The organism is Mesorhizobium sp. B1-1-8, from assembly GCF_006442795.2.
Taxonomy (GTDB): Bacteria; Pseudomonadota; Alphaproteobacteria; order Rhizobiales; family Rhizobiaceae; genus Mesorhizobium.
This window is the reverse complement of the sequence record NZ_CP083956.1, coordinates 4,719,106-4,738,840: the sequence shown is the minus strand read 5'-3', so window position 1 is coordinate 4,738,840 and position 19,735 is coordinate 4,719,106. Positions and strand designations below refer to the sequence as shown.

Sequence of the window (19,735 nt, the reverse complement as noted above, 5' to 3'; positions counted from 1 at the left end):
TCATATTTTACTATCACTTGGCTCTCGCCCTGACCCGAGAGGAGCCGGCCATCAAGGTATTCGATTTGGGGAGGGCGAAAGCAATGAAAGCCGCGCACCGGGAGACTCTGGATAAGATATTTTCCAATCCGGTCAGCGCTTCGATCAAATGGCGCGATGTCGAGGCGTTGCTGGTCGCGCTTGGAGCCGAGGTTTCGGAAGGCAGTGGCTCGCGGGTGCGGTTCATCATCGCGGGCCAGAAACTGTTCCTGCATCGGCCCCATCCATCGCCTGACACCAAACGATGGGCAATCAGGGACATTCGGGAGTTTTTGACGAACATTGGAATAAGCCCATGAAGCTTTATAAGGGATATGCCGGATCGATCGAGTTCGACGACGAGGACATGGTGTTCCATGGCCGCATCCTTGGCATTCGAGACATTATTACGTTCGAGGCCGAGACTGCCGAAGAACTGGTAAAGTCGTTTCACGACAGCGTCGATGACTACCTTGCCTTTTGCAAGGAGCGTGGCATCGACCCCCAGAAGCCTTTTTCCGGCAAGCTTGCGTTGCGCACCACGCCGGAAGTCCACCGTCTTGTCAGCCGGGCGGCCGCCAGCGACGGCAAATCCGTTAATCAATGGGTGTCGGACACGCTCGCCGAAGCTGCACGCAAGCGGATCGACGAAGGCTCGACGAAAGTGACGAGCCGCGCGCATTAAATCACCTCCGCCATGATCTCGCGGCCGATCAGCCATCGGCGAATTTCGCTGGTGCCGGCGCCGATCTCGTAGAGCTTGGCGTCGCGCAAAAGCCGGCCGGTCGGATAATCGTTGATGTAGCCGTTGCCGCCCAGAAGCTGCAGCGCGTCGAGCGCCATCTGCGTCGCCTTTTCGGCGGCGAACAAAACGCAGCCGGCGGCGTCCTTGCGGGTCGTCTCGCCGCGGTCGCAGGCGGCCGCAACGGCGTAGACATAGGCGCGCGCGGCGTTCAGCGTCGCGTACATATCGGCGAGCTTGCCCTGCACCAGCTGGAACTCGCCGATCGGCTGGCCGAACTGCTTGCGCTCATGCACATAAGGGATCGCGACGTCTAGGCAGGCCGCCATCAGCCCGACCGGGCCTCCGGCCAGTACCGTGCGCTCATAGTCGAGGCCCGACATCAGCACCTCGACGCCGCGGCCTTCCTCGTGCAGCACATTCTCATACGGCACCTCGACATCCTCGAAAACCAGTTCGCCGGTGTTGGAGCCGCGCATGCCGAGCTTGTCGAGTTTCTGCGCCACCGAAAAGCCGGCAAAGGCCTTCTCGACGACGAAGGCGGTGATGCCGCGCGAATGGCGCTCCGGATCGGTCTTGGCGTAGACCACCAGCGTTTCGGCGTCCGGACCATTGGTGATCCACATTTTCGAGCCGTTGAGCACATAGCGGTCGTTGCGCTTTTCGGCGCGCAGCCGCAGCGACACCACGTCGGAGCCGGCGCCGGATTCCGACATCGCCAGCGCGCCGACTTTTTCGCCGCTGCACAGCGCCGGCAGGTATTTTTCCTTCTGCGCCGGCGTTGCCCAGCGGTTGATCTGGTTGACGCAGAGGTTGGAATGGGCACCGTAGGAGAGGCCCACCGAAGCGGACGCGCGCGAAATCTCTTCGACCGCAACGACATGTGCGAGATAGCCCATGCCGGTACCGCCGAAATCCGGGTCGGCGGTGATGCCGAGCAGGCCGAGCGCGCCAAGCTCCGCCCACAGATGCGCCGGGAATTCATTCGAGCGGTCGATGTCGGCAGCGATCGGCGCGATCCTGTCCTGGGCGAAGCGCCGCACGGTGTCGCGCAGCGCCTCGATATCGGCATCAAGTCCGAAGCTCAGCGTGTTGGTGTACATGACGTTCCTCCCTCCCTTCGATCTTCGCGCCGACGAGCCGCATTGTCATTGAAAGATATGTCGCGGTGACTTCGGCGATCGACAGCCTCTCGCCCGGCCGGAACCAGACGATGACGCCGGTCAGCATCTGGATCAGCGCCATGGCGGTGAGCCCGGTGTCGTCGATCTCGAAGACGCCCGCTTCGGCGCCGTCGCGCAGGATCGTGCGCAGTTCCTTCTCATAGGCCGTGCGCAGCTTAAGGATCTGCGTCAGCCTCTCATGCGAGAGGCTGCGCAATTCCATGTTGGAGACATGCGTGGCGTGGCGGCGCTCGACGTGGAAGGCGATGTGGTTTTCGACAAAGGCGGAGAGCCGTGCGATTGGGTCCGCGCTGACCGGGCGCGCCCTGTCCCAGGCGTCCAGCAGGCCTTCCATGTGCTCGCGCATCAACGTGAACAGCAGCTCTTCCTTGGTCGGAAAATAGCGGTAGAGCGCAGCTGCCTGCACGCCGACTTCCGCTCCCAGCTGGCGCATCGACATCGCCTCGTATCCGAGACGCGCGATCAGGCTGATCGCCGCCTCGCGGACCGCCGCCTCGGTTTTTTCGCCGTCGGAACCTGTGGTGCGCGCCATCTTTGCCTCGTGAGGCGATAATAAAACGAACGTTCAATTAATTCAAGAATTATTCAACTTCACCCTGATGCTCAGGCAATGATCCGGAAGTCGGTCGGCAAATCATCGTCGACAACCGGCTCGATCGCGACCTTCGAAACCGATGCGCCGCGCGGGCCTTGCCAAAGCCGGTCGATCATCGCGTTGACGGCGGTATCGGTTCCAGCGATCAGCGCCGACACCGAGCCATCGCCTTCGTTGCGGACCCAGCCCGTCAGCCCCAGACGCACGGCTTCGCCGCGCGTCCAGACCCGGTAGCTGACGCCCTGCACCCTGCCGGAAATGCGTGCCCGCACGGCTCTCTGCTGGTCCTGCATGGTGTCTCCCTGCATTCCATCAATCTGGAGCAGGTCGCGTCAAAGGCAAAGGCTCGATAACAGGACGATATGTTAGATGGCCTGCTGGACGCGGATCAGCCGTTCCTAGTTGCCGCGCGCTGCTGCCAATGCGCCCGGCAGTTCCTCGGCAAACATATCGAGCTCATGGTCGAGTCCGACGCTGACCCTGATGCAACGGTCGAGGACTGGCGCCATCGGCTTGCGGATGAAGACGTCGCGCGACAACAGGCCTTGCATCACCTTCAGCGCGAAGGCGCCATCGCTGCCGCAATCGATGGTGACGAAATTGGTCGCCGACGGCAGCGGCGTCAGGCCATTCTGCTCGGCAATGCCGGCAATGCGGCGGCGCCCGGCGGCGACGCGCGCCACCACGCTCTGCAGATAATCCTGGTCGGCGAGCGCTTCGACGCCGGCGATCTGCGCCATGCGGCTGACGCCGTAATGGTTGCGGATCTTCTCGAAGTCGCGGATCACCTCTGCTTGGGCGACGGCATAGCCGCAGCGTATGCCGGCAAGCCCGTAAGCCTTGGAGAAGGTGCGCATGCGGATGACGTTCGGCCGCGAGACGTCGATCGGCGGCAGCGCCGAGGCTGGTCCCAACTCGCCATAGGCTTCGTCGAGCACCAGCATAGTGGTTTCCGGCAACGCCCCGATGAAGCGAACGAGATCCGGCGTCTCCCACCAACTGCCCATCGGATTGTCCGGGTTGGAAAGATAGACCAGCGGCGCTTTTTCCCGGCGCACCGCGGCGAGCAGCCCGTCGAGGTCTTCCTTGTCGTTGGCGTAAGGCACCGTGACCAGTCGGCCGCCGACGCCGGCGATGTGGAAGTTGAAGGTCGGGTAGGCACCGAGCGAGGTCACCACCGCATTGCCCGGCGCGACATACATGCGCGCCACCAGGCCGAGCAGCCCGTCAATGCCCTCGCCGACGACCACGTTTTCGACGCCGACGCCAAGATGAGCGGCCGCCACCACCTTCAGGTCGAAATTGTCGGGGTCGCAATACATCCACTGGTCGCGCGCCACGCTTTCCATGCGGGCAATGACGCGCGGCGAAGGACCGAAGCTGCTCTCATTGGCGCCGATGCGGGCGCGGAAGGACCGGCCGCGGTCGCGCTCCTGCGCTTCGGGACCGACGAACGGCACCGTGGTGGGAAGCGCGCCGACAATCGGCGTAAGGGGAGGGCGTAGGCGCATGGCAAAGGCTCGACTGAAACGGGCTTCTTGCTAGCGTGACGGGCGAGTTGGCGCAAGTTGTCGGTGACAATGCCGCGCTGGATTTCGCCGGTCGATTTTGCTAGCGAGACAGGATGAGCAATCGATTACCGCCCGCCTGGGCAAAGCACCTCAAGACACATCCCTCGGCGAAAGCGGTATCGCCGAAAGCTGCACCTCCGAAAGCCGCGCTGCAGGCCGGTCCATCGCGAGCGCACGCCGACGACATGCTATTGAGACAGGCGCTCGAGTTGCAAAAAGCCGAGCGGCTGCCGGAGGCCGAGGAACTCTGTCTCAAGGTTCTGGCAAGAACGCCAAACCATCCGCTGGCTTTTTATATCCTGGGAACTCTCGGTATCGGATACGACAACGAGAAAGCCTTGCGGTATTTTGCTCGGGCGGTCGGAGAGGAGCCGCGAAATCCTTACTACCACCTTAGCCTTGGCGAAACCTATCTGAAGCTCAGCGAATTTACACCGGCAATCAGGCACTTTCAGCAAGCCTTGGCCTTGAAGCCGGATCTGGTGGAAGCGCTTTGCGCCTTGGGCGACGCCTACAATTCGTTTGACAAAGGAGAAATGGCGCTGCCTCTTTTTGAGAAGGCGCTCAAGATCAATCGAGATCATCCTCAGGCCCGGTTGGGGCTGCCCCGTGCACTCGCAAGCCTCGGTCGTATGGACGAAGCGGCAGCTCTTCTGAAAGATGCAATAGCACGGCGCATAGCGGTGCCGGCTGCGTACAATGCGCTTGTACGCACGCGCAAATTCGCCGAAGAGCCGCCGGAACTCGCGGCAATCCTAACGGAGCTTCAAGACCCGGATCACGGATCGGAAGGAGCGACGGCGCTCCACCACGCCGCCGGAAAGGTGCTCACCGACGTCCGTCGCTACAAAGAGGCGATGGATCACTATAAGAAAGGAAATCAAGCGGGGGCCCAAAAATTCGATCTGGAAGGCTACCGTCGCTGGGTCGATGCCATGATCGAAACTTTTACACCGGAACTGGTGGCTTCAGGGGCCGTTTATGGCAATTCATCGGAGGTGCCAGTATTCGTGGTCGGCATGCCTCGCTCGGGCACGACGCTGACCGAGCAGATCTGTGCCAGTCATCCCAATGTTCATGGCGCCGGCGAGCTCAGCAAGCTCAGACGAACAGCCGATGGCCTCGGCCTTGCAGACCGTTCCAACGTGAACCTCGGCAAATCGATCGCGACGATCACTCCCGATCTGACCAGGACTTTAGCCGAAGCGCACCTTGCCTATCTGCGCGAGCGGGCTCCCGATGCGCTGCGAATTGTCGACAAGATGCCTCACAATTTCGAGCTGATCGGCCTGATCGGCATTCTTTTCCCCAATGCGCGTATCATTCATTGTCGCCGCGACGCCATCGACAATTGCGTCTCCTGCTTCGTGCTGCAATTCAATGAAGCGCATAGTTACAGCGTCGATCTCGAGACGCTGGGGCTTTACTACAGGGAATATGATCGCTTGATGCGGCATTGGGACAAAATTTTCCCGGGTCGGATCTTCGAAAACTGCTATGAGACATTGATTGAAGATCAAGAGGAGCAATCGAGGCGTCTAATAAATTATCTCGGACTCCCCTGGGACGAAGCCTGCTTGCGTTTTTTTGAGAGGGGCGGCTCCGTAAACACCTATAGCAACTGGCAGGTCCGCCAGCCGATCTATACGTCCTCCGTCAAGCGATGGAAGAATTACGAAAGCGAGATCCAGCCCTTGATCGACGCGTTGGGAGATCTGGCCGACACCTGACCATAAGTTTTAGTTGGCAGTTCGATTTTGGTGGATGATAGCCGTCAGGTTTTCAATACTGTCGTAGCAGCTTGATCTAACGGCCATCCAATTCAGAGAAAAACCCGGCGGACGTCCGCCGGGTTTTTTTCGATTTCACTCAGACAAAGCCCGTTAGAACGAGCGCTGGAAGCGGAGCAGTCCGCCCACGCTGTTCTTCTTGTCGGCGCCGGTGAAGTTGACGGTCGATGAGTGGTCGGCGTTCCATTCGTCAAACTTGCCAAAGTGATCGTAGTCGACTTCGGCGGTGACCGTGAAGCCGGGAACGATGTCGTAGGCGACGTTCGCCGCCACGCCGTAGTTCTTGTCCTCATCGCCCGACACCTGGAGGTTGAACGAGGTCTTCTCGTTGAACTTGTAGGTGCCGCCGGCCCAGAACGCCCAGTTGCCGCCCCAGATCTTGTAGAAGCCGCGGCCACGAGCGTCGATGACATTGGTCGGGTCATTGAGGTTGTCGTCGCTGCCATAGCCGAACATGCCGAACAGCGACAGTTCGTTGGTGACGTTGACGTCTAGGCGGACCTTACCGGCGACTTCCTCGTAGTTGCTGTCATAGGCCACGACGCCGGTGATGGCGCCCCAGCCCTGCGTGTACTTCACGCCGCCGACGACATGCGGGACATAGCTGTCGATCGTGCCGACAGTGCCTGCGCCTTCTTCGAGCGAGACTACGGCCGAGAAGCCGTTGCCGGCGTCGAAATAGTACTGGACGACGTTGGTGTCGAAGTCGCCGTAGGGGACCAGCGTATCCTGGATGACGTTGCCGGCATAGCCGATGAACGTATCGAAGGCCGACTCGTCCTTGCCGACGCGGAGACCACCGAGCTGGATCCAGGCGAAGTTCAGCGAGACGTTCTTGTTGCCCGCAGGATTGTCGGTGAAGCTGGTGACGGCGCCACCAGTGGTGCGTGAAACAGAGGCGCCGCGATTGTTGTTGCCGAAGTTGAAGCGGGTCTCGGTGTAGGTCTTCAACGTGCCGAGTTCAGTTTCCTGGCCGGTCCACGTCTTCAGCGTGAAGCGGGTGTTCTTGTACCAAGTGCTGTGGATATCGCCGTCCTGGTGGTCGACGTTCTTCGCGCCGTCGAACGAGCCGACGTCGCCGAGGCCGATGTCGTAGCGGACATAGCCGCCGATGCGCAGGCAGGTCTCGGTGCCGGGGATGTAGAAGTAGCCCGAGCCGTAGACGTCGCAGATCTTGACGTATTCAGCCGGTTCCGGCTCGGCGACGACGACGGCGTCGGCGGCGCGCGCACCGGAAACTGCGATCAGGGCCGCAGCTGAGCCGAGAAGAAGGCTCTTGATGTTCATTTTCTGACCTCCAGTCAGAATCGAACGAGGGAGAGCCATTCACTCGATCATAATCCTTATCAATGCTTTGTTATTGCTAGGCTTTTCGATCGGGTGAACGCTACCAAAGACGTTTGCTGGCGAACGCATGCCCGGATCCCGATTTGAGATAGCGCTCGAATGAAGTCGCCTTTGCTCGGCTTGAAAAGGCCACGTAGGTCACGATTCGCCACGGGAGAAATTTGGAAGTGTGACTGGACTTTCCGGCGTTGTGATCGGCAATCCGCCTCTTCAAATCGGACGTTATGCCGATATAGCGCTCGCCTTCCAAAGCCTCGCTCTCAAGCAGATAGACATACCACACGAACCGGCCCTCCTTCGCCAAGGCTTCGGAGGGCATCCTCTCCGCCATCCTGCTTCGCACGAACCGTTGGGGCTTGTCCTGCGAAGCGCGCAGCGCGAATGAGCGACCCGAGACATAGGTGACGATTTGTACCGGACACATGGGTAACACTTTTGGCTTTTGGCCGGAGGTGTTGATGCCGTGGAGAGAGTGTTCGGTGATGGAGGAACGTCTACGTTTTGTCGCCCGCCTTCTGGATGGCGAAGGCATGAGCGAAGTGTGTCGGGAGTTCGGGATTTCCCGCAAGACCGGCTACAAGATCTTCGGCCGCTATAGGGAGGAAGGGCTCGAAGCCCTATGCGACCGCTCGCGCCGGCCGGTCCGCTACGCCAACCAGCTGCCCGACCCGGTCGAGCGGCTGATCGTCGAGGCCAAGCGCGACAAGCCGCATTGGGGCGCCCGCAAGATCAGAGAGCTCCTGGTGCGCAAGCTGGCCGGGGACGTGCGTATTCCCGCCAAGAGCACGGTGCACGCGGTGCTCGACCGTCACGGCCTTGTGAGCCAGGCCCGCAAGAGGAACCGGGCGAACAAGGCCGAGGGCACGCCGCTCTCGCAGGCTGTCCAGCCCAATGACCTGTGGTGCGCCGACTTCAAGGGCGAGTTCAAACTCGGCGACGGCCGCTACTGTTACCCCCTGACGGTCACCGATCAGGCCTCACGCTACCTGCTTCTCGCCGAAGCGCTTGAAGCGACAAAGGAAGCTCCGGTCATCGAGGCCTTCGTCCGGCTCTTCAAGGAACGCGGCCTGCCGCATGCCATCCGCTCCGACAACGGCGTCCCCTTCGCTTCCCCCAACGGCCTCTACAACCTCTCGAGGCTCTCCGTCTGGTGGCTGCGGCTGGGGATCGCGATCGAGCGCATCAGGCCCGGTCATCCGCAGCAGAACGGCCGCCACGAGCGCATGCACCGCACCTTGAAGCAGGAGACCACGCGGCCGCCGGGCATGAATGCCCTCCAGCAGCAGGCCAGGTTCGACGCTTTCATCAGCGAATTCAATGAGGAACGGCCCCACGAAGCCATCGCCATGAAGGTGCCGGCCGAACTCTATAGCCCCTCGTCACGGCCCTATGATGGCCTGCCGGAGCTGACCTACCCCTTCCATGACAAGGACACCATGGTCACCGCCTGCGGCCGCATCTGCATGATGAGGAAGAAGATCAACGTCTCGACCGTGCTCGCCGGTCAGAGGCTCGGAATCAAGGAAGTCGACGACGGCATTTGGCTCGTCAGCTTCATGCATTATGATCTGGGATATGTCGACCTGGAGCAGAGGACCTTGCAGACGATCGACAATCCGTTCGGCACGAGATTGTCACCCATGTCTTAGGTACGAACTGTTACCTATGTCTCCGGGCCGTACAGAAGCAGGATGGCGGAGAGGATGGGATTCGAACCCACGAGAAGCTTTTGACCTCTACTCCCTTAGCAGGGGAGCGCCTTCGACCACTCGGCCACCTCTCCGTCGCGCCGCTGGATAAAGAAAAGCGCCGGCACAATCAACAAGCGGGCGCCATAATCGCCGAAAAATCGGCGGACCGGCTCAATGCGGCGGCTCCGTAAGGCGATTCTGCGGCAGCTCGCCTGCCGGCGACTCGCCAGGCGCCGCAATTCGGCCGGGTCATCGCCGGATTCGGCTGGAATTAACTGTGCGCGGCCCTCGATGGTTAACGAGAGCTTTCAGAGTGAGGCCAAATCGTGTCATTTGTGCAACAACCGTGGGGGATAGCGTCCCGACGGCCCTTCCGCCGGTACGATCGTTGTTGAACGCCGCCGCCTCATGGGTAATGTCAGGTTCGAAGGAGCGGCGCGGTGCGCATCTTTTTCGGTTAGTGGGGATGGGGCAGGGAACGCTGTCCTTCAGCAAAAAATACCCAGACCCGTTTTTTAACTTTTGACTGGAGGTCAGAAAATGAACATCAAGAGCCTTCTTCTCGGCTCAGCTGCGGCCCTGATCGCAGTTTCCGGTGCGCGCGCCGCCGACGCCGTCGTCGTCGCCGAGCCGGAACCGGCTGAATACGTCAAGATCTGCGACGTTTATGGAGCCGGCTATTTCTACATCCCCGGCACCGAGACCTGCCTGCGCATCGGCGGCTATGTCCGTTACGACATCGGCATCGGCGACGTCGGCTCGTTCGACGGCGCGAAGGCGTTCGATCATACGAAGGTTCCAGTGAAAGAGCAGGGCACCTACTACAAGCAGGCCCGCTTCACGCTGAAGACCTGGACCGGCCAGGAAACCGAGCTCGGCACGTTGAAGACCTACACCGAGACCCGCTTCAACTTCGGCGACCACAACGACTATGGCATTCGGACCAATGGCGACTTAAATTACGCCCACAACAAGGGCGTTTCGCTGAACTTTGCCTGGATCCAGCTCGGTGGTCTGCGCGTCGGTAAGGACGAATCGGCCTTCGATACGTTCATCGGCTACGCCGGCAACGTCATCCAGGACACGCTGGTCCCCTACGGCGACTTCGACACCAATGTCGTCCAGTACTACTTCGACGCCGGCAACGGCTTCTCGGCCGTCGTCTCGCTCGAAGAAGGTTCGGGCATCAAGGGCACGATCGACAGCTATGTTCCGCATGTCGTCGGCGGCGTGAAATACACGCAGGGCTGGGGCGCCATCACCGGTGTTGTCGCTTACGACAGCAACTACGAGCAAGTGACTGGCAAGGTCCGCTTGGACGTCAACGTCAACGACCAGATCTCGCTGTTCGGCATGTTCGGCTACGGCAATGATGGCAAGCTTAACGACGACGCGACCAACCCCATCGACGCCCATGGCCGCGGCTTCTACAAGCAGTGGGGCGGCAACTGGGCCTGGTGGGCTGGCGGCACCTACAAGTTCAACGAGAAGACCTCGTTCAACCTCCAGGTGTCGGGTGACGACGACAAGAACTACGGCGTTGCGGCGAACATCGCCTACGACATCGTTAAGGGCATGACGATCACGGCTGAAGTGGACTATGACCACTACGGCAACTTCGACAGCCCGACGATCTACGGCAACTGGACCAACGCCGACAAGAAGAACAGCGTCGGCGGACTCCTCCGCTTCCAGCGCTCCTTCTAAGGGCTGGAATTACACAGGTGAAATCCGGCCCGGGCATCTCAATGCCCGGGCCGTTTTGTTTTCGCGATTGGTCGAGGCAAACGAAAGGATGGGGGTGAAAACGGTAAGCTGATTGGGTCTGTGGAGCGATTTTGTGGGATCCGCCATCGGTGGATGAGGTCGGCCATAGGACTCGAAAACTCTTGAAAGGACGCCTCCGAACGGTTAGGGCTGATCGCTTAACCACAGGGGGTGTGGCTAAAAATGTCGAACGAAGCGATTCAAGAGGGTGAGCCCTCTGGTCATTTTGCGGTATTTTCTTCTCAGAATTCGAAGTTTAGGTACACTTACAACAAGGTCAGAGAAGTAAAGTCCCACAAGATCGGAGAGCTTTTTACAGCTTATCGAGATATTCTCTGGGATGACGGGCGGCATAAATACAATGTCAGCTCGTTCATCGGTGAAATAGACGAGATCCTTCTGGGAGAGCGTTTCAGCACCTTTGACCAGAATACCCTGGACAATCTTATCGGTACCTTGCGCCAGCGCGGGAACAGCAATGCAACCATCAACCGCAAGATGGCTGCCCTCAGCAAATTGCTGCGCAAGGCTCATAAGATGGGAGATATCCACAGCCTGCCCGAGTTCCGCCGCCAGAAGGAGCGGGCCGGACGAATTCGTTTCCTTGAAAGGGACGAAGAGGCGAGGCTGTTCGCCGCCATCCGGAGCCGCAGCGAGGATGCCTACAGGCTTTCCGTCTTCCTGGTTGATACCGGCTGCCGTCTCGGCGAGGCTCTCGGCCTGATCTGGAACGACATCCAGGAACACCGCGTCTCGTTCTGGATCACCAAATCCGGCCGCAGCCGCACCATCCCGATGACCGAACGGGTCAAGGAGGTGATCAAGCTGCCGCCGACCGCCGAAGGACGCCGGCCGAAGGGCCCGTTCACCAAACTCACCCAGGCGCAGTATCGCGCCATCTGGAATGAGGCGAAGGGCGAGATCGGTCTCGGCGCCGACGACCAGGTGGTGCCGCATATCCTGCGCCACACTTGCGCCTCGCGTCTCGTCCAGGGCGGCATCGACATCCGCCGCGTGCAGATGTGGCTTGGCCACCAGACGCTGTCGATGACCATGCGCTACGCGCATCTTGCCACCAACGATCTCGATGGTTGCGTCGTCGTGCTCGAGAAACCGCGTAGCGATGAGTCGCAACGCTCGACGGAAAACTCGGTGTTTGCATCTCCCCTGACCACACCGTCACCCGCGCCGACCTCCCGCAAAAAGGGCGGATCGGAGCCGGCGAAGGCGCCTCGCAAGCGCTCGAAGGGCAAATAGGGCCGGTCGTCGGGGCGGCACCTCTCAAGGCGAATCTATATTGTATGAGAAAGCCTTGGACTGATTTAGTCTCAGGCTTTACTGTTAAATGACTTGCTTTCGGCCCGATCGAGGAACGCGGCAATCTGCTCCGGCAGATTGCCGGTTTCGAGGAACGGGGCATGGCCCTGGCCCTCGACCGTGATTGCCTCCATGTTCGCGTGACGTTTCTGCATGTCTTCGAGCGTCACGGCGGACAACAGCTTCGAATTGCCGCCGCGTATGGCCAGCAGCGGCACGGCGGCGAGCGCTTCGAACTGCGGCCACAGATCCGGCAGCGGCTTGCTGAAATCGGCCCCGGCCAGCGTGTCGACCAGCGCCGCATCGAAATCCGGCACCCACCCGTCCTCGGTCTCGCGGCAGATGGCGGCCACCATCCGCGCCCAGTCGGCGTCGGCAAGCGCCGGGAAATCGCCGCCATGCACACGTCGTTGCGCGCCCACCGCCTCGTCAAATGACTTCGGTGTCGGGCTGCGGTCGAGATAGATCTTGATGTAGGCAAGGCCCTCAGCCTCGATCACCGGCCCGATGTCGTTGAGGACGATGGCCTTCAACACGGCCGGCCTGAGCGCCCCGAGCACATGGATGATCAGGCCGCCGCGCGAAGTGCCGATGAAGGCCGCCGCCTCGATGCCGAGCACCGACAGTCCGGCAAGCACGTCGCCGGCCTCGACGCCGACATTATAGTGGCTGATATCGGGATCGTAGTCCGACCGGCCGCGCCCGCGATAGTCGAATGCGATGACCTTGCGCGGCCTTTCCGCATCTTGGGATAGATAGAGCGCAAGCTCGTGAAAATCGCAAGCATTGCGGGTGAGGCCGGGCAGGCACACCACCGGCCAGCCGCTGGTGTTGGCCTCGCCGTAAATGCGAGTGTGGAGCCTGAGCCCGTCGGGCGCGGTGTAGAAGAAGTCGGAGAAACCGTCGTCGCTCGCCATTTGCATGCTGTCCCGCTGGATTGATCCGACAGCTAAAGGCGAGGGCCGTGATGGTCAAATGCCTTTCCTTCTCCCTTTGCGGGAGAAGGTGGATCGACGCGTAGCGTCGAGACGGATGAGGGATGCGCGAAGGAACGAGGCAAGGAAGAATCTGGCGCTTTCAGGTGCTTATGCCTTCAAAGTAGCGATCCTTCCAAAACCCCTCATCCGACCGAGCTTCGCTCGGCCGCCTTCTCCCACAAGAGGAGAAGGGAAAGAGGCCTCAACTCCGCCCGTTCACCAGATCGCCAACGATGTCGTATTTCCCCGAAATACGCATCTTGTAGACTTCGTAGTTCTCCACCACGCGCTGCACGTAGCTTCTTGTTTCCGTGTAGGGAATGCGCTCGATCCAGTCGACGACGGCATCGACGTCCTTGCCGCGCGGATCGCCGTATTTCGCCACCCATTGGGCGGCGCGGCCGGGACCGGCATTGTAGCCGGCGAAGGTCAGCACATAAGAGCCGCCGAAGCGGTCGAGCTGCTCGCCGAGGAAGGCCGAACCCAGCGTCGCATTATAGCCGGCATCGCTCGTCAGCCGAGCCTGCGAAAAAATCATACCGGCCTTCTTCGCCAGTTGCTTGGCGGTGTCCGGCATCAGTTGCAGCAGGCCGCGCGCGCCGGCGCTCGAAACGGCGCCGATATTGAACTCGCTTTCCTGGCGCGCAATGGCATAGGCAAGCGCCTTGCCGGAGCCGGAAATGTCGGCCGTGTCGGGGATGACGCCCAGCGGATGCGACAGCGCGCCGACATCAATGCCGCGCTGGGCGGCGATCTTGCCGACCTTCAGCGCCATGAAGTGGTTGTCCTGCTTTTCCGCCAGCATCGCAAGCAGCGCCAGCTCGCCCGGACTGGACAATTGCCCGGCGAGGTCGCGATAGAGCGTCTCGGCATAGCGGTCGTAGCCCGCTTCCTGCAGCCGCCTGATGGCGTTGACGGCCTCGCGGCCTTCGAAACTCTGCCGGTCGGCGGCGCTGGGTTTGGGATAGGCGATATTGAGCGTCCGAAGGCCGGCGCGCTCGCCCGCCAGCTGGCCATAGAAGGTCGTTCCATACGCGGCGGCGCGGGCGAAATAATCCCGGGCGTTGCCAGGGCCGCCGACTTCGGCGGCGCGGCCGAGCCAATAATAGGCGCGCGACAACGACACCGGTCCGCGGGCGAGGCCGGCAATCCTGGCGAAATGCGTGGCGGCGGTTGCCGGGTCGTTCAGGCCGCGCAGCGCATACCAGCCGGCGTGGAACTCGGCCTCGGCGGCATTCTCCGGGTTTTCGGCCGCATGCATGGACACAATTCTGTAGGCGGTCTTCACGTCGCCCTCATCGACCAGCTCGCGCGACAGAACCCGCCGCTCCACCCACCAGGCGTCAGGGTCGACCAGCGCATCGCGATCCGTCGGCGCCGTCATCACGACAGCAGCCGCATCGGCGAATTTCCGCTGCTTGCGCAGATATTCGGCCTCGGCGAAATAATAGCCGGCCGAATGCTGCGCTTCAGGCACCGCCTTCAACAGCTTGGCCGCGTTCTTGTCGCCTCTGTCGACCGCCGCCCAGGCATCGGCCAGCTGCTGCGCGCCGGCAAGGCCCGCGATGCGCAGCGCCGAGGCCGGCCGGTCGGCATAGAACATGCGCTCCATGCGGTAACGATGGTCCGCCGCCGGGATCAGCGCGGCGAACTCCTTGATGATGGCTGCCTCATCCTTTGCCGCCAATTTCTCGCTGCGCCAGAACGGCACCAGCACCGCGCGCGCCGCGGCCGCATTGCCCAGCGCGACCTGGGAGCGGGCGAGGATCATCACGCCCTCCGGCGTCAGCGGTTGGCTGAGGCCGAAGGCCTGCACCACCACTTGCGGCGGCGGGTTTTCGCGGTAGAGCGCGCGTTCGCTGTTCTTGCGCAGCTCGATCGTGCCCGGCCAGCCCGGCAGCATCCTGGCTGCATCGGCGATCTCGCCGCTCGGCACCTGGTTGCCGCTGTAGAGCGCGATCGCCCAGGCAAGGATGTGCCGGTCGAGCGACGTGGCGGGCAGCGTATCGCGCGCATTGCGCGCGCCGGCGATGTCGTTGGCGGCGAGCGCATCGAGGCCGCTCTTCAACTGGGCGACGCTCTGCGAAGGCGGGGAGGGCTGTGACTGGCCTGGAGCCTGCGGCGCACCGGGCGTCGGGACCGCCGCGGTAATGCGCACATCGGCGCTGCCGCTGATCGCCATGCCCGGCACCAGCACGACGACAGCTCCCAAAAGCGCCAAAAGATGAGGCCGCCTCTTCGGCATTCTTCTGTCCCAGCTCACCGCCAGCAGGTGCGAGCTCTCAAAGCCCGACGGAGCTTAAACTCAGGTCGTGAAGGGCCTGTGAACAAAAGATTACCGAGGCCGTTCCAATTGCGCTTGCTGGCATCAAGGCGATGCTTGCCGTGCAACCATGTCGAGACTATGGTGCGCCGCTTCGCTTTCGGTTAGAAGGCGCGCAGATAACCGAAACGACAAAACACCAATGCATGTCGCCCCAAAAGTGGGTACCGGTTTTGGGGCGACGACACGCATGAACCCAGGAAAGTCCCGACATGCTGAGAGGCTCGCTGACCGCGCTCGTCACACCGTTCGAAAAGAGCGGGCGTTTCGACGAGAAAGCCTTTCGCCTGTTTATCGAATGGCAGCTCGCCGAGGGCACCAAAGGCCTCGTTCCGGTCGGCACCACCGGCGAGTCGCCGACGCTGTCGCATGACGAGCACCGCCATGTCGTCAAGGTCTGCATCGAGGTGTCCAAGGGCCGTGCCCCCGTGGTCGCCGGCGCCGGCTCCAACAACACCGAGGAAGCGGTCGGCCTGGTGCAATATGCCGAAAAGGCCGGCGCCGACGCCGCCCTGGTCGTCACGCCCTATTACAATAAGCCGACGCAGCGCGGCCTTTATGAGCATTTCGCCGCCGTCGCCAGGGCGACCAAGCTGCCGATCATCATCTACAACATCCCGCCGCGTTCGGTCATCGATATGATGCCGGAGACGATGGGCAGGCTTGCTCACGACTTCAAGAATATCGTCGGCGTCAAGGATGCGACCGGCAAGGTCGAGCGCGTTTCGGAACAGCGCGCCACCTGCGGCAAGGATTTTATCCAGCTTTCCGGCGAGGACGCCTCGGCTCTCGGCTTCAACGCGCATGGCGGCGTCGGCTGCATCTCGGTGACGTCGAATGTCGCGCCGCGCCTGTGCGCCGAATTCCAGGAAGCCACGCTGTCCGGCGACAGCGCCAGGGCGCTCGATTTGCAGGATCGCCTTTTGCCCCTGCACAAGGCGATCTTCATGGAGCCCGGCGTCTCCGGCGCCAAATATGCGCTGTCGAAGTTGGGCAAGGTCGAGAACGTGGTCCGTTCGCCGCTGGTCACCGTCGAACAGTCGACGGCCGACAAGATCGATCAGGCGATGAAATTCGCCGGCTTGATTAATTAGGGACGAGGCGCCACCTCTCCGCATTATGAATCAAGTTAAGAAAGCCGATCCCAACAACAGGACGGTCGCCGAAAACCGCAAGGCGCGCTTTTCCTACGAGGTGCTCGACACGATCGAGACCGGCCTGGTGCTGACCGGCACCGAGGTGAAATCCTTGCGCCAGGGCCAGGCCAATATCCAGGAAAGCTACGCCTCGGCCGAAGGCGGCGAGATCTGGCTGATCAATTCCTATCTGCCGGAATATCTGCAGGCCAACCGTTTCAACCACGAGCCGCGCCGGCGCCGGAAACTCCTGGTGTCGAAACGCGAGATGGCCAGGCTGTCGCAAAGCGTCGAGCGCGAGGGCATGACGCTGGTGCCGCTGAAGATCTATTTCAACGATCGCGGCCGCGCCAAGCTGTTGCTCGCGGTGGCTCGCGGCAAGAAATTGCACGACAAGCGCGAGACCGAAAAGCAGCGCGACTGGTCGCGCGAAAAGGGGCGGTTGCTCAAGGAGCGCGGGTAAAAGCGCCGGCTGTATCCGGGCGAGGCGGGCAGGGGAACCGAGGCTTGAGGAACCGCTTGATTGTCCTGGCCCTGGCTTTCGTCTTTCTGGGGCTTGCCGTATGGGCAGAGGGCTTTTTCCGGTCCCGCGCTTTTCCACCGGATCGCGCCGAATTCCCCATCAGAGGCATCGACGTTTCGCACCACCAGGGCAATATCGATTGGCATCGCGTTGCGGCTAACGATGTTGCCTTCGCCATCATCAAGGCGACCGAGGGCGGCGATCATGTCGACAATGCCTTTGCCGAGAATTTGCACCAAGCCCGCGCGGCAGGCCTCGCGGTTGGCGCGTATCATTTCTTCACCTTCTGCCGTTCGGGCGCCGACCAGGCGAAGAACTTCCTTTCGGCTGTGCCGCGCGGCGAGCCGCTTTTGCCGCCGGTGGTCGACATCGAGTTCCACGGCAATTGTCCGAATCGACCTTCGCCCGCCGAACTCAACGCGGAACTGCTTGCATTCCTGGGCCCTGTCGAGGCGGCCTACGGCAAGCCGGCGATCATCTACATCACCGACGAGGCGGCGCCGATTTATGCCTCTCATATCGCGGTTCGTCAGCACTGGCTGCGCTCGATTGCGATGGTGCCGAAAGAGCAGGATTGGATTTATTGGCAATATCTCGACACCGGCCGGGTCGACGGCATCGACGGCGACGTCGACTTGAATGTGCTGAAGGGCGGGCCGGCGAGACTCTCGGAGCTGTTTGCCTCGGCTCCTGAACCTAGCTCTTCAGAAACGACGCTATCTCCTTGAAGACATTGACGAACATAGCCTCCGTCAGCACGCCGGTGTTGGTGTTGTAGCGCGAGCAGTGATAGCTGGAAAACAGCGTAATGCCACCGGCCTCCTGCCGTCCGCCATGGCGGAACGGATGGCCGGCGACGCGCTCGCCCAGCGCCCGCACCGTCGACTGATGCGCGATCGCGCCCAGCGTCAGCACCGCGCGCAGATTGGGGAAGCGCGCGATGGTCGGCTTGAGGAAAGTCCGGCAGGTGGCGATTTCGGCGCCTGCCGGCTTGTTCTCCGGCGGCACGCAGCGCACCGCATTGGTGATCGCCGTGCCGACAAGCTGCAAGCCGTCATCGGGCCTCGCCTTGAATTCGCCGCGCGCCAAACCGTGCGCGATCAGCGTGCCGTAGAGCAGGTCGCCGGCAAAGTCGCCGGTGAAGGGGCGCCCGGTGCGGTTGGCGCCGCGCAGGCCCGGCGCCAGGCCGACGATCAGCAGCCGGACCGAGTCTTCACCCTCGGGCGGCAGGAAGGTCGGCACCGGCGCGTTGAACCAGCCCGGCTCGCGCTCGCGCCAGGCCGCGATGAAATCATGCAGCCGCGGACAGAGCGGGCAGTCGCGATCAGGTTCCGGGGAAGGCGCGGCGATCAAGGCCGCCGCTTCTCAATACTCGTCCTCGTCGACTTCAGCCGGTTCCGGCCGGCGCACCGGCCGTTCCGACGGGTCGCGGCCGACTTCGTTCTTCAGCGTCATCAGGTCGATGAAATGGTCGGCCTGGCGGCGCAGATCGTCCGAGATCATCGGTGGCTGCGAGGCCATGGTCGAGATGATCGACACCTTTCGGCCGCGCCGCTGCAGCGCTTCCACCAGGGTGCGGAAGTCGCCGTCGCCGGAGAAGATGACATAATGGTCGACGACATCGGCAAGCTCCAGCGCATCGACGGTAAGTTCGATATCCATGTTGCCCTTGATCTTGCGCCGCCCGGTGGAGTCGGTGAACTCCTTGGCCGGCTTGGTCACCACCTTGAAGCCGTTGTAGTCAAGCCAGTCGATCAAGGGCCGGATCGAGGAATATTCCTGGTCTTCGACCAGCGCGGTGTAATAATAGGCCCTGAGCAGATAGCCGCGCTTCTGGAAGCTCGACAGAAGCTTGCGGTAGTCGATATCGAAGCCCAGCGCCCGCGAGGTGGCATAGAGATTGGCACCGTCGATGAAAAGGGCGATCTTTTCACGGGGATCGAACATGCAAAAATATCCTTTTTCGAAAATGGCGGTCGTCTAAATGCGTGAGTGCTATCAGCCGGCCCGGCAATGGACCGATTTGCGCTCTTTTCGAGATAACGCCAGATTTATGGATATCCAAGGGCGCGGCGCCGATTGCAAGCAATTGTGATCGGCACTATCTGAGCGACGGATAGCGTCCGGTTATTGAGCCGGGCAGAGGCGTACGCTTCGGCCGCTGCCGCCATAATGCTTGTATTTCGGCGGCGTCCTTGTTATGGAGCGCGCTTGTTTTCCACCACATCCATCGCATGAAAGGGGCAGTCCATGGCCCGCGTAACCGTTGAAGATTGCATCGACAAGGTCGATAACCGTTTCGAACTCGTGCTGCTCGCCGGCCACCGCGCCCGCCAGATCAGCCAGGGCGCGCAGATCACCGTTCCCCGCGACAATGACAAGAATCCGGTCATTGCGTTGCGCGAGATCGCCGAGGAGACGCTGTCGCCCGACGACCTCAAGGAAGACCTGATCCACTCGCTGCAGAAGCATGTCGAAGTCGACGAGCCGGAGGCCGATGGCGAGGCGATTGCCGACCAGACCAGTGCTGCGACCGCCGCGGCCGACACCGACGATGCCGAAGACAACATCGCCTTCGACCGCATGACCGAGGAAGACCTGCTGGCCGGCATCGAAGGCTTGGTACCCCCGGAAAAGAGCGACGACTACTAAGCTCTTCCGGAACTTGCCTGGATCAAGCATCCGGCACTTCCGTATCGGCAGTTTCGTGGCTATCTATGGGATGCGCCGTACCCTGGTACGGCGCATCAATCA

The 19,735-nt window shown here is 61.5% G+C and carries 20 protein-coding genes and 1 tRNA gene; 10 read left to right on the top strand and 11 right to left on the bottom strand.

Translation table 11 applies throughout. The features are described 5' to 3' along the window. The first annotated feature begins 83 nt into the window (after positions 1–83). Entirely contained in the window at positions 84–338 is a 255-nt protein-coding gene (locus FJ974_RS23435; protein WP_140539238.1) for a type II toxin-antitoxin system HicA family toxin, read from the top strand. Next, entirely contained in the window at positions 335–703 is a 369-nt protein-coding gene (locus FJ974_RS23430; protein ID WP_140539237.1) for a type II toxin-antitoxin system HicB family antitoxin, read from the top strand. Before FJ974_RS23435 ends, FJ974_RS23430 begins: the two co-directional genes overlap by 4 nt. Here FJ974_RS23430 and FJ974_RS23425 read toward each other — a convergent pair. The 4 genes from FJ974_RS23425 to FJ974_RS23410 all read right to left on the bottom strand — a co-directional run bounded on the left by FJ974_RS23425 (position 700) and on the right by FJ974_RS23410 (position 4,050). Beyond that, positions 700–1,863 carry an isovaleryl-CoA dehydrogenase gene (locus tag FJ974_RS23425; protein WP_140539236.1) on the bottom strand — a complete coding sequence of 388 codons (1,164 nt, stop codon included), beginning with the start codon at positions 1,861–1,863 and terminating at the stop codon, positions 700–702. The two genes, FJ974_RS23430 and FJ974_RS23425, sit on opposite strands and share 4 nt — an antisense overlap. Then, entirely contained in the window at positions 1,832–2,476 is a 645-nt protein-coding gene (locus tag FJ974_RS23420; protein WP_140539235.1) for a TetR/AcrR family transcriptional regulator, read from the bottom strand. Before FJ974_RS23420 ends, FJ974_RS23425 begins: the two co-directional genes overlap by 32 nt. A gap of 71 nt (positions 2,477–2,547) precedes the next feature. Continuing rightward, positions 2,548–2,832: an acylphosphatase gene (locus FJ974_RS23415; protein WP_140539234.1), complete on the bottom strand. Its 285-nt coding sequence runs from the start codon at positions 2,830–2,832 to the stop codon at positions 2,548–2,550. 105 nt (positions 2,833–2,937) lie between these two features. Next, positions 2,938–4,050: a pyridoxal phosphate-dependent aminotransferase gene (locus FJ974_RS23410; protein WP_140539233.1), complete on the bottom strand. Its 1,113-nt coding sequence runs from the start codon at positions 4,048–4,050 to the stop codon at positions 2,938–2,940. A gap of 113 nt (positions 4,051–4,163) precedes the next feature. On the opposite strand from FJ974_RS23410, the gene FJ974_RS23405 reads away from it, so the two are divergent. Continuing rightward, on the top strand, positions 4,164–5,840 hold the full coding sequence (locus FJ974_RS23405; RefSeq protein WP_140539232.1) for a tetratricopeptide repeat-containing sulfotransferase family protein: 1,677 nt from the start codon (positions 4,164–4,166) through the stop codon (positions 5,838–5,840). Positions 5,841–5,993: 153 nt separating this feature from the next. Here FJ974_RS23405 and FJ974_RS23400 read toward each other — a convergent pair whose 3' ends face one another. Together FJ974_RS23400 and FJ974_RS23395 are read right to left on the bottom strand one after the other, a co-directional pair. Beyond that, complete coding sequence (locus tag FJ974_RS23400) at positions 5,994–7,187, bottom strand: porin (protein WP_226891362.1); 1,194 nt, start codon at positions 7,185–7,187, stop codon at positions 5,994–5,996. A 100-nt stretch (positions 7,188–7,287) separates the two neighbouring features. Further along, positions 7,288–7,530, bottom strand: a complete 243-nt coding sequence (locus FJ974_RS23395) for a GIY-YIG nuclease family protein (protein WP_126095995.1) — start codon at positions 7,528–7,530, stop codon at positions 7,288–7,290. Between the two features lie 175 nt (positions 7,531–7,705). Between FJ974_RS23395 and FJ974_RS23390 the strand changes: the two genes are divergently transcribed. Continuing rightward, the gene (locus FJ974_RS23390) at positions 7,706–8,896 is read left to right on the top strand and encodes an IS481 family transposase (RefSeq protein WP_226891360.1); all 1,191 of its coding nucleotides are present in this window, start codon (positions 7,706–7,708) and stop codon (positions 8,894–8,896) included. Between the two features lie 43 nt (positions 8,897–8,939). Here the strand turns inward: FJ974_RS23390 and FJ974_RS23385 are convergent. Beyond that, positions 8,940–9,030: transfer RNA gene (locus FJ974_RS23385), tRNA-Ser, on the bottom strand. Positions 9,031–9,478: 448 nt separating this feature from the next. Between FJ974_RS23385 and FJ974_RS23380 the strand changes: the two genes are divergently transcribed. Both FJ974_RS23380 and FJ974_RS23375 read left to right on the top strand, forming a co-directional pair. Continuing rightward, positions 9,479–10,645, top strand: coding sequence for a porin (locus FJ974_RS23380; RefSeq protein ID WP_140538735.1), 1,167 nt, complete (start codon positions 9,479–9,481; stop codon positions 10,643–10,645). Between the two features lie 243 nt (positions 10,646–10,888). Then, positions 10,889–11,962, top strand: a complete 1,074-nt coding sequence (locus FJ974_RS23375) for a tyrosine-type recombinase/integrase (RefSeq protein WP_140538736.1) — start codon at positions 10,889–10,891, stop codon at positions 11,960–11,962. Positions 11,963–12,033: 71 nt separating this feature from the next. Here FJ974_RS23375 and FJ974_RS23370 read toward each other — a convergent pair whose 3' ends face one another. Continuing rightward, positions 12,034–12,939, bottom strand: coding sequence for an alpha/beta fold hydrolase (locus tag FJ974_RS23370; RefSeq protein ID WP_140538737.1), 906 nt, complete (start codon positions 12,937–12,939; stop codon positions 12,034–12,036). Between the two features lie 262 nt (positions 12,940–13,201). Next, entirely contained in the window at positions 13,202–15,244 is a 2,043-nt protein-coding gene (locus FJ974_RS23365) for a lytic transglycosylase domain-containing protein (RefSeq protein ID WP_140538738.1), read from the bottom strand. 290 nt (positions 15,245–15,534) lie between these two features. Here FJ974_RS23365 and dapA point away from each other — a divergent pair, with 290 nt between their 5' ends. Genes dapA through FJ974_RS23350 form a run of 3 tightly spaced genes read left to right on the top strand, consistent with a single transcriptional unit; the run spans position 15,535 to position 17,709 of the window. Further along, entirely contained in the window at positions 15,535–16,416 is an 882-nt protein-coding gene (dapA, locus tag FJ974_RS23360; protein ID WP_140538739.1) for a 4-hydroxy-tetrahydrodipicolinate synthase, read from the top strand. Positions 16,417–16,441: 25 nt separating this feature from the next. Then, entirely contained in the window at positions 16,442–16,921 is a 480-nt protein-coding gene (smpB, locus tag FJ974_RS23355; RefSeq protein ID WP_140538740.1) for an SsrA-binding protein SmpB, read from the top strand. A gap of 44 nt (positions 16,922–16,965) precedes the next feature. Then, positions 16,966–17,709 carry a GH25 family lysozyme gene (locus FJ974_RS23350; RefSeq protein WP_140538741.1) on the top strand — a complete coding sequence of 248 codons (744 nt, stop codon included), beginning with the start codon at positions 16,966–16,968 and terminating at the stop codon, positions 17,707–17,709. Here FJ974_RS23350 and FJ974_RS23345 read toward each other — a convergent pair. Together FJ974_RS23345 and FJ974_RS23340 are read right to left on the bottom strand one after the other, a co-directional pair. Then, complete coding sequence (locus FJ974_RS23345) at positions 17,678–18,331, bottom strand: uracil-DNA glycosylase (RefSeq protein ID WP_181177322.1); 654 nt, start codon at positions 18,329–18,331, stop codon at positions 17,678–17,680. The genes FJ974_RS23350 and FJ974_RS23345 overlap by 32 nt on opposite strands. Before the next feature lie 15 nt (positions 18,332–18,346). Beyond that, positions 18,347–18,928 (bottom strand): NYN domain-containing protein, encoded by a 582-nt coding sequence (locus tag FJ974_RS23340; RefSeq protein ID WP_140538743.1) that lies wholly within the window; start codon positions 18,926–18,928, stop codon positions 18,347–18,349. A gap of 303 nt (positions 18,929–19,231) precedes the next feature. Here FJ974_RS23340 and rpoZ point away from each other — a divergent pair, with 303 nt between their 5' ends. Next, positions 19,232–19,633, top strand: coding sequence for a DNA-directed RNA polymerase subunit omega (gene rpoZ, locus FJ974_RS23335; protein WP_140538744.1), 402 nt, complete (start codon positions 19,232–19,234; stop codon positions 19,631–19,633). Positions 19,634–19,735 lie beyond the last annotated feature (102 nt).